The sequence below is a fragment of the Bacillus sp. FSL R5-0593 genome, assembly GCF_038603755.1.
Taxonomy (GTDB): domain Bacteria; phylum Bacillota; class Bacilli; order Bacillales; family Bacillaceae; genus Bacillus; species Bacillus velezensis.
This window is the reverse complement of the sequence record NZ_CP152011.1, coordinates 1,494,038-1,503,402: the sequence shown is the minus strand read 5'-3', so window position 1 is coordinate 1,503,402 and position 9,365 is coordinate 1,494,038. Positions and strand designations below refer to the sequence as shown.

The following is a 9,365-nucleotide window of genomic DNA, read 5'->3' as shown; positions in this document are numbered from 1 at the left end:
GCTCCTTCTTTAGTGTAGAAATAACGTATTCAATCTGCGCCTTAGCAGACTTTCGGTCTCATTCATCAATTTTTCACCAATGTCATCGACATGTCTGTTTCTCCATGATTCCAAATCCGTGCCCTTTACCCAATGATTAAAAGCGCCTAAAGACGGGCCGCAATGAACTTGGAAATTCACCTTTTGTTCTTCCTGCCCTTCCAAAGCAAGCAGACATCCTCTCTGCAAATACCACTTAAATAGTAACAGCATCTTATATTTTTGATTGCGCTCAGCTTTTTGGGCCAGGTTCGGCTGTTTTTCTATTAAGCTTTCGTAGATTTCATCAACAGTCTTGTTAAAATAATCGTTTTCGAGCTGAATCTTTGTCTTTTCATCTATCTCACTCAAAGACTCATATTGTAGGTAGATTTGAAATAATTTATTTGCCCTGACCGGAAACAGCGTGCCCTTTTTCAGCACCTGCACCTTTGTTCCGAACTCAAACAGAGTCTCCGAAGGCGCATAAGCAGTATCGCATATTCCTGTCTCACTCAGCATTTCTTTAACAAAACCGCTTGTTTCGGCTTCAACTGTACATTGATTAATGGATCCCGTCATAATAAAATCAGCGCCCATTAAAAAAGCAGACGCGGCAGACTCGGGAGTCCCGATTCCTCCCGCAGCCCCGATCCTTATCTTCCTTGCGTATTTGTGTGTTTCCATCATTTCATCCCGCAGGTTAACAAAAAACGGCAGCATCGCTGTCAATGAGCCCTGTTCAGTATTACTTCCGCAATCTGCTTCAATAATGATATCGTCTGCTGCCGGAATACGGCTGAGCCACTCCGCCTGCTCTTCCGTCAGCATACCGTGCTGACACATTCTCTTTACGATACTTGGAGGAGGCGGACTCAGAAATGCGGCCGCAACTTCCGGCCGTGAAACTTTGGCAATGATCCGATTATGAGGTATGACCCTGCCGCTTTTGTCTATCTTCAACTGATGCGCTTTGTAATAAATTAATGGTGCGCTGACGGAAAAATACGAAGACGCTTCTATTACTCGTACGTCATGCTTGATATATAAATCTATCAATTCCTTTTCTCTATCTTGATGATCCGGCTCAAATCGCAGATTCATTCCGTAGGGCTGGCCATTTTTGAGTGTCTTCTTAATAGAAATAAGGGCCTGTTCAATTTCCCTTATAGGTAAACCCGCTGTCCCAAAGAACCCCAGCATTCCTTTCTTCCCGAGGCGGATCAGCATTTCAGCGGAAGAAATCCCCCTATGCATCGCACCTGCCAAATACGCGTATGTCAAACCGTAATCTTCTTTGAAAGATTGATCACCCAATCGGGACACCGGTGAAGCTGCACCGCTCTCTATATTTTCGGCCAAGAGGCTATGCTCTTTCCCGCTTTCCGAATTGTCCTTGTTCCCTTCAGAAAAAAAGAGACTGTCTTCCGGCGCACTGATAGTAAGCGGTTCCTCATCTCTTTGTATGGTTTGAATTAATTTAGTCAGAATGTTTCCAGGACCGATCTCTTCAAACAGAGTGACGCCTTGTCCCATTAGATACCTAATGCTTTCAGTCCATTTTACCGAGTTTGTTATTTGTTCAATTAAATTCCGTTTGATATCTTCTTGTTTATAAGGTCTTGCCGTATAGTTAGAAATGACCGGGAAATTCAATTCAGAAAAATGAAACTCCTCGATAAATTCCGCAAATTCACGCTGTGCACTTTCCATGAAACGAGAATGAAAAGCTCCGCCGACTTGCAATACGATATAAGCTTTCGCCCCTTCTTTTTCAAAAAAAGAGGCTGCCCGCTTTATCTCTTCTGCAGCCCCTGCTATCACAATTTGTGAAGATGTATTGTAATTGGCGATATCTATCTGGCCGAGTTCATACTTTTGAAGTATTTTTTTTATGTGATGCTCATCCAGTCCGATCACGGCAGCCATTCCGCCCTCGGAAGCCTCACTCATTAACTCGCCTCTTTTAGCAACCAGCCGGAGACCTGTTTCAAAATTAAAAACGCCGGCCGCAAAAAGCGCAGTATATTCACCCAGACTATGTCCTGCAACAGCATCAGGGCGTGTATGACCTTCTTTTAAACCCTTTAAATATTGCAGTGCGCTCACTGTATAAATTGCAGGCTGTGTATACTTCGTATCAGTCAGCCTTTCTTTTTCATCTGAAAGGCATAAATCCTTTATGGAGTATCCTAAAATATGATCTGCCTTTTTAATGAGCTCACTGAATTCATCGAATAAGTCTCTGCCCATTCCTTTAAACTGCGCTCCCTGTCCGGGAAAGACGTAAGCAAGCATTTGTTTTCCTCCTGTTCCGTATTTCTGCCGTTTCTTTTCGTTCCGATTTTGATTAACGTTTTTCACTTCAATTTTAAAATTGTCGTTTACTCTCAGCACCCTTACTTAATAAGCATTACTAAGAAAAATAAAAAAACCTTTATGCCGGATAAAGGTTTAAAAGCAAAAAGCATGTACAAATATCATATCGCCGTAAATATAAATAGATAGAATTTTCTGATAATTAAAATCGCATTTTCATTCTGTTTTATATATATCAATATAATAAAAACATTCCAACGTGCCGAAACAACGATTGGTTTTATGTGAATATTTCCCTAAATAAATACTATACCATGATTTACTTGTTGTCAATGGGAAACACACGTATATACCAATTCTTCAGCCGCCTTTTTACAGGCGGCTGAACTCGGTTGTTATCAGTTCATCAGCCCATGCCGATATGCCTTCACTATACTATTTGCGGAATAATAGTTCTTTCTCTTTGTTGTAGTCTTTAGTAAATTGATTGAACTCATCTGCTTGTTTATGCACCTTTTCGTAAACTGAGTTTACTTTGCTGATTTGCTCTTCCAGCTGCGCTAATGTGAGCTTTTTATCTTTAATCAGTTTATAAAGGTCCTTATCAAGTGAAATGGCTTTTTCGTACTTTTTGTACAAAAGATCATAAGATGCATACCTTTTCTCCATTAAAGCGACAGCATGCCCGGCTTTTTCTTTTACTTTCTTATCCTTTATTTCTTGAGAAGTTTTTTTTGCGGATTCAAACGCTTTTTTTGAATCATCAATACTGTCTTTTTCTGCTTTCAGATGTTTTTTTCGCTGATTTGCATTGCTCAGAGCCTGATCAGACAGTGTGACAATTTTCTGGTAATCATCCATATTCAGTTTAACCGCGCTGTCGTATAGCTTATGCTCTTTTTTCTCCAATTTTTCTAATGTTTTCTGCTCTTTTTGAAACGGTTTTTCCGCTTGAACGGCTTTTTCCATCGAGTCATGAAGCGATTCAACCGGATCTTTTCCCCCGCAGCCGGCAAGAAGCATACTTGCGGCGCCGAGCGCTCCGATTCCTGCTAATACCTTTTTTTGAATCATATTCACTTAAAATCCCCCAATCTTGACAATTTCCACTATAGAAGCCCGAACGCTTTTTGACAATAGCTGAGCTGTAATTGGCATGACCGTGTAAAGACGCTTACGGTGCTTTCAAAGAATACTTGCGTAAAAAATTGAGAAAACAGGGCGGATGACCATACATCTTTTTGGCTTTTACATAGTTTATAGTAGACGCCGGCCCTGCTGACAGAGGGTCAGCGTAATTAAAAGAGGAGGTTTTTTTATGTACGGATATGGATTTGGCGGCGGATTTGGCGGCGGTTGTTGCGGCGGCGGATATGGTTATGGCGGCGGTTACGGTTACGGCTGCGGCGGCGGATACGGCCGCACATTCGCATTAATCGTCGTATTGTTTATCTTATTAATCATCGTCGGTGCCGCTTATTTAGGCTGCGGCTGCTGACATTATACACCATGACATCGGCCGGCCTGCTATGGCCGGCCAATTGTTTCATTGCGCCGCGATAAAGAAATTCGCTATAATTTACATATTAAGCTTTAGGAGTGAAGTTTCTTGATTACTATGGAAAATATTGTACGAGACGGACATCCCGTGCTCAGAGAGATCGCTGAAGAGGTACAGCTTCCCGCTTCTGACGAAGAAAAACAGCATCTTGCTGATATGATTGAGTTTGTGAAAAACAGCCAAAATCCTGAATTAGCCGAGAAATACAAGCTTCGTCCGGGCGTCGGTCTTGCCGCTCCCCAAACAGACGTAAAAAAACGGATGATCGCCGTCCATGCAGAAGATGCGAAAGGCACTTTATACAGCTATGCTCTTTTTAACCCTAAGATCGTCAGCCACTCAGTGGAAAAAAGCTACTTGACGAGCGGAGAAGGCTGCCTGTCGGTAGACGAACCCATTCCCGGCTATGTGCCGCGCTACGCCCGCATCCGCGTAAAGGCGGTGACGCTTGAAGGAGAACAGATTGACATCCGCCTCAAAGGTTTTCCGGCCATCGTGTTTCAGCACGAAATCGATCATCTGAACGGCGTGATGTTTTACGACCATATTGATAAAGAAAATCCGTTCAAAGAACCTGAAAACGCCATTGCCATTGACCGTTAAAAATAACCGGCACTTCCCAAAGTGCCGGTTTTCTTTATTTCAAAAGGCCCAGTTCTTTGACGGCCCAGCTGATTCCTTCCTCATCCACCGGCTTTGTGACGAAATCGGCGGCAGCTTTTAATTCCGGAACCGCATTTCCCATCGCCACCCCGGTGCCGACAAAACGGATCATCTCAAGATCATTTAGTCCGTCGCCGAATGCATAAGTGTCACTTACGCCGTACGGAAGCCGCTCAAGCACTCTTTTAATGCCTTCCGCTTTTGAACCGCCTTTCGGAAGCACATCCGTTGACAATTCATGCCAGCGGACGTAATCAAACTCCGGAAAAGCGGCATATGCTTTTTCTTCATGTCCGCGGCAGAATAAAAGCAGCTGATAAATTTCTTTTCCTTTATAAAATGTTTCATCAACTTCGGGATAAGGCGCTTTCAGACTGCCGATTCCTTCCGAGACGTGCGGATGTCCGGGGACGGTCGTTTTCATCGTGTCTTCCGCCATAAATACGACGGGGTGCTCCCCTTCTGCCGCCTGCTTTAATAAACGCGCAACCGCATCTTCAGGAAGCGGATTTTTATAAATGACCTCACCTTCAAATACGACATACTGGCCGTTGTATGAAATAAATGATTCAATCTCAAGCTCTTCCAGAATCGGTTTTACCATAAACGGGGACCTTCCGCTGGCGATAAAAACGTGATGGCCAGCCTCTTTAAGCGCCTTCACGGCGTTTCTTGCGCTATCGGGAATATGTTTATCATGGTCATAGATCGTGCCGTCAATATCAAAAAAGATCAGTTTTGGATTCATGTCAATTTCTCCTTTTTCCCGTTTATCAGTCGTGTCTTTTTCAATATCATCATACAGAAAGTTTTTCTTCCGGAAAACCGCCTTGATGAAATTCCAGTTTTACCCACGAAAACAAATTCATTTTTTCCGCATACTACTGCTATAAAGGGCTTTAAAGGAGGTATACGATGCTGCGCCGATTACGGAAGAAACTCAGAAGACAGTGGGGCGGAATGCTCCGGAAAAAAGTCATCGCGTAGAAGGGATCTTTCGTTTTTTGAAAGTCCCTTTTTTGCTCGAGACTTTCCTTATAATCCGTTTTCGAATATAATAGAATAAGCGAGTCTAACATACGGCATTTAAGGAGAGATTTGGATGATTTATAAGGTATTTTATCAAGAGAAGGCTGACGAAGTACCTGTTCGGGAAAAAACAGATTCACTTTACATTGAGGGCGTTTCAGAACGGGACGTCAGAACGAAACTGAAAGATCAGAAATACAACATTGAATTTGTTCAGCCTGTGGACGGTGCTTTTTTAGAATATGAGAAGCAGAGCGAAAATTTTAAAGTATTGGAGTTATGAGCGGAATGAAATTTGTAAAAAATGACCAGACTGCCGTTTTCGCCCTCGGCGGATTGGGCGAGATCGGGAAAAATACGTACGGGGTGCAGTTTCAGGATGAAATTGTACTGATTGATGCGGGAATCAAGTTCCCGGAAGATGAACTTCTCGGCATTGATTACGTAATCCCCGATTACACGTATTTAGTAAAAAATGAAGATAAAATTAAAGGTCTGTTTATCACCCACGGTCACGAAGACCATATCGGCGGTATTCCGTACCTGCTCAGACAAGTAAATATTCCCGTTTACGGCGGTAAACTCGCGATCGGCTTACTTCGGAATAAACTTGAAGAGCACGGGCTGTTAAGACAGACCAAATTAAACATCATCGGTGAAGACGACATCGTGAAGTTCCGCAAGACGTCAGTATCCTTCTTCAGAACGACACACAGCATTCCGGATTCATACGGAATCGTCGTCAAAACACCGCCGGGCAATATCGTACATACCGGGGACTTTAAGTTCGATTTCACACCGGTAGGCGAACCGGCAAACTTGACAAAGATGGCTGAAATCGGGAAAGAAGGCGTTCTGTGCCTGCTTTCTGACAGTACAAACAGTGAGGTTCCTGATTTCACCATGTCAGAACGCCGCGTAGGCGAAAGCATTCACGATATTTTCCGAAAAGTGGACGGCAGAATTATATTTGCGACATTCGCTTCGAATATACACCGTCTTCAGCAGGTGATTGAAGCAGCCGTTTTAAACGGCAGAAAAGTTGCTGTATTCGGACGCAGTATGGAATCGGCTATTGAAATCGGACAAAATCTCGGTTACATTACCTGTCCTAAAAATACGTTTATTGAGCATAACGAAATCAATCGTATGCCTGCCAATAAGGTAACGATTTTATGTACGGGAAGCCAAGGTGAACCGATGGCGGCGTTATCACGCATCGCTAACGGGACGCACCGGCAGATTTCCATTAATCCCGGAGATACGGTCGTCTTTTCTTCCTCTCCGATTCCCGGAAACACAATCAGCGTAAGCCGCACCATCAACCAGCTGTACCGTGCGGGCGCAGAAGTCATTCACGGTTCATTGAATGACATTCATACATCCGGACACGGCGGACAGGAAGAGCAGAAATTAATGCTCCGCCTGATCAAACCGAAGTTCTTTATGCCGATTCACGGTGAGTACAGAATGCAGAAAATGCACGTCAAACTCGCGACTGATTGCGGCATACCTGAAGAAAACTGCTTTATCATGGATAATGGCGAAGTGCTGGCCCTCAAAGGCGAAGAAGCCGCTGTGGCAGGCAAAATTCCGTCCGGCTCCGTTTACATTGACGGAAGCGGAATCGGTGATATCGGCAATATCGTGCTCCGCGACCGCCGCATTCTTTCAGAAGAAGGCCTTGTTATCGTTGTTGTCAGCATCAATATGGATGACTTTAAGGTTTCGGCGGGGCCTGATTTAATCTCAAGAGGTTTTGTATACATGAGAGAATCCGGTGATTTGATCAATGACGCGCAGCAGCTGATTTCGAACCATTTGGAGAAAGTTATGGATCGGAAAACAACGCAGTGGTCCGAAATTAAAAACGAAATTACCGATACACTTGCTCCGTTCCTATACGAAAAAACAAAACGCCGCCCGATGATCCTTCCGATCATTATGGAGGTCTAAAAAAAACTGCACTCGTAATGAGTGCAGTTTTTTTATTGCAGCGGAATATGCTGAAAGGCTTTGACATCAAACAGACCGGCTGCTGTCATTTTAATATCCGGAATCACCGGAAGCGCTAAAAACGATAATGTGAGAAACGGATTGAAATCACCGGTGAATCCGAGCAGAGGAAGCTTTTCATGAAGCACGCCCAAGCTGTCATTGACCCATTCCGCCGACTTATCAGACAAAAGCCCGGCGATCGGAAGCGGAACGGAGTGAAGCAATTCTCCGTTTTTCACGGCTGTTAATCCTCCTCCGGTGTCACGGAGCTTGTTGATTGCTTTTGCCAAATCGGCATCGTTTGTACCGACGGCGATGATATTATGGGAATCGTGAGAAATGGTTGTGGCGATGGCGCCTTCTTTTAACCCGAACCCTTGTACAATCCCGAGTCCTATCATTTTTTCGCCGCTGTGCCGCTCTGTGACGGCGATTTTTAATAAATCATTTTCTGTATCAGGACAAAACGCGTCAGCAGACGGTGCAGGCACTTCTTTTTTTCTCGTCTCCAAATGATTCGGTATCATTTCGATTACATTCATTTTCTTGCCCTCTTGAATCGGTATATGAAAATCCGATTCAGTCAGCGGCGCTTTCAGCCGCACTGTATCCAACAGCGCCTGGTCCGGCGAATAGGAACCGGCAGACTGTTCATAAACCGTGCGTCCGTTCTCGGCAACGGTCCGGCCGGCGACCATGGTCTTCGTGACGGCAGCCTCCCGTACATCTGAAATGAACAGCAGATCTGCGTCAAAACCCGGCGCTACCGCCCCTTTTGTTTCAAGACCGTAGCACTCAGCCGCATTTAAACTGGCGAGTTGATACGCAAGGAATGGATCAAGTCCCGCCTTTATCGCCATTTTGACTTGGTGGTTCACACTTCCTTCTGAAAGCAGATCATCTACATGCTTATCATCCGTGCAAAAGAAAAAGCGCCGCGCGTTTTTTTCATTCACCGCCGGCAGCACATTGAGCGTATTTTTTGCCACCGATCCTTCGCGCAGCATGACGTACATTCCCCGTCTGATTCTGTCCAGCGCTTCTTCTTTTGTCGTCACTTCATGATCATTTGACACCATTGCGGTTCTGTATATATTGATGATATCTGAAGACAGTCCGGCTAAATGCCCGTCGATCCGTTTTCCGTGACGCTTGGCATCAAGCAGTTTCTGAAGCATATCCTCTTCACCTTCCGCAACAGATACATAATCCATTACTTCCGCAAGCCCGAGCACCTCTTTCTCCTGATAAAAAGGCTTTAAATCCTCGGCTTTTAATACGGCTCCTGAGCGTTCAAAGCTAGCGGCGGGAACACAGGAAGGAAGCATGAAACGGATGTTCAGCGGCGCCTTTTTCGCCTGCTCTATCATAAAAGAAATGCCTTTTGCTCCGGAAACGTTCGCAATTTCGTGAGGATCAGTAATGACAGTAGTCACTCCGTGTGGGAGGACGGCTTTAGCAAATTCAATCGGAGTAACCATAGAGGACTCGATATGAACATGTCCGTCAATAAATCCCGGAACGATCATTTGACCTTCTGCATCAATGACTTCTTCCCCTTCATATTCGCCCAGCCCGACGATCACTCCGCCCGTAATGGCGATATCTGCAGAAATCCATTCCTGGTTAAATACATCCATGATTTTTCCGTTTTTAATGACGGTATCGGCTTTTTGTCTGCCGGCTGATACATTCAGCCGTTCAGCCAGTGTTTCTTTGTTCAAAATGAGGCCTCCTCTTTTTCTTTATATGGTACAATATGCTATCGGATCGCCTG

The 9,365-nt window shown here is 44.5% G+C and carries 8 protein-coding genes; 4 read left to right on the top strand and 4 right to left on the bottom strand.

The features are described 5' to 3' along the window. Nucleotides 1–9: 9 nt before the first annotated feature. Both fabD and NYE36_RS07765 read right to left on the bottom strand, forming a co-directional pair. The gene (gene fabD / locus NYE36_RS07770) at nt 10–2,316 is read right to left on the bottom strand and encodes an ACP S-malonyltransferase (protein ID WP_144463976.1); all 2,307 of its coding nucleotides are present in this window, start codon (nt 2,314–2,316) and stop codon (nt 10–12) included. 456 nt (nt 2,317–2,772) lie between these two features. After that, nucleotides 2,773–3,411, bottom strand: coding sequence for a YkyA family protein (locus NYE36_RS07765; RefSeq protein WP_032865273.1), 639 nt, complete (start codon nt 3,409–3,411; stop codon nt 2,773–2,775). Nucleotides 3,412–3,655: 244 nt separating this feature from the next. Between NYE36_RS07765 and NYE36_RS07760 the strand changes: the two genes are divergently transcribed. Both NYE36_RS07760 and def read left to right on the top strand, forming a co-directional pair. Further along, nucleotides 3,656–3,835 carry a YjcZ family sporulation protein gene (locus tag NYE36_RS07760; protein WP_007409651.1) on the top strand — a complete coding sequence of 60 codons (180 nt, stop codon included), beginning with the start codon at nt 3,656–3,658 and terminating at the stop codon, nt 3,833–3,835. A 111-nt stretch (nt 3,836–3,946) separates the two neighbouring features. After that, entirely contained in the window at nt 3,947–4,501 is a 555-nt protein-coding gene (gene def / locus NYE36_RS07755; protein WP_053573396.1) for a peptide deformylase, read from the top strand. A 34-nt stretch (nt 4,502–4,535) separates the two neighbouring features. On the opposite strand, the gene NYE36_RS07750 is transcribed toward def, so the two are convergent. Then, nucleotides 4,536–5,309, bottom strand: coding sequence for a Cof-type HAD-IIB family hydrolase (locus NYE36_RS07750; protein ID WP_061581544.1), 774 nt, complete (start codon nt 5,307–5,309; stop codon nt 4,536–4,538). 354 nt (nt 5,310–5,663) lie between these two features. Between NYE36_RS07750 and NYE36_RS07745 the strand changes: the two genes are divergently transcribed. Both NYE36_RS07745 and rnjA read left to right on the top strand, forming a co-directional pair. Next, a complete protein-coding gene (locus NYE36_RS07745) occupies nt 5,664–5,873 on the top strand; it encodes a DNA-dependent RNA polymerase subunit epsilon (RefSeq protein ID WP_003154548.1) in 210 nt (69 codons plus the stop codon). Between the two features lie 5 nt (nt 5,874–5,878). Next, entirely contained in the window at nt 5,879–7,546 is a 1,668-nt protein-coding gene (gene rnjA / locus NYE36_RS07740; protein ID WP_003154550.1) for a ribonuclease J1, read from the top strand. Between the two features lie 32 nt (nt 7,547–7,578). Here rnjA and ade read toward each other — a convergent pair whose 3' ends face one another. After that, nucleotides 7,579–9,312 carry an adenine deaminase gene (ade, locus tag NYE36_RS07735; RefSeq protein ID WP_094032406.1) on the bottom strand — a complete coding sequence of 578 codons (1,734 nt, stop codon included), beginning with the start codon at nt 9,310–9,312 and terminating at the stop codon, nt 7,579–7,581. Nucleotides 9,313–9,365 lie beyond the last annotated feature (53 nt).

What these genes read in the sequence shown, in the direction of transcription:
- fabD (WP_144463976.1), bottom strand. Translation starts at nt 2,316, where the DNA reads ATGCTTGCTTACGTCTTTCCCGGACAGGGAGCGCAGTTTAAAGGAATG.
- NYE36_RS07765 (WP_032865273.1), bottom strand. Translation starts at nt 3,411, where the DNA reads ATGATTCAAAAAAAGGTATTAGCAGGAATCGGAGCGCTCGGCGCCGCA.
- NYE36_RS07760 (WP_007409651.1), top strand. Translation starts at nt 3,656, where the DNA reads ATGTACGGATATGGATTTGGCGGCGGATTTGGCGGCGGTTGTTGCGGC.
- NYE36_RS07750 (WP_061581544.1), bottom strand. Translation starts at nt 5,309, where the DNA reads ATGAATCCAAAACTGATCTTTTTTGATATTGACGGCACGATCTATGAC.
- NYE36_RS07745 (WP_003154548.1), top strand. Translation starts at nt 5,664, where the DNA reads ATGATTTATAAGGTATTTTATCAAGAGAAGGCTGACGAAGTACCTGTT.
- rnjA (WP_003154550.1), top strand. Translation starts at nt 5,879, where the DNA reads ATGAAATTTGTAAAAAATGACCAGACTGCCGTTTTCGCCCTCGGCGGA.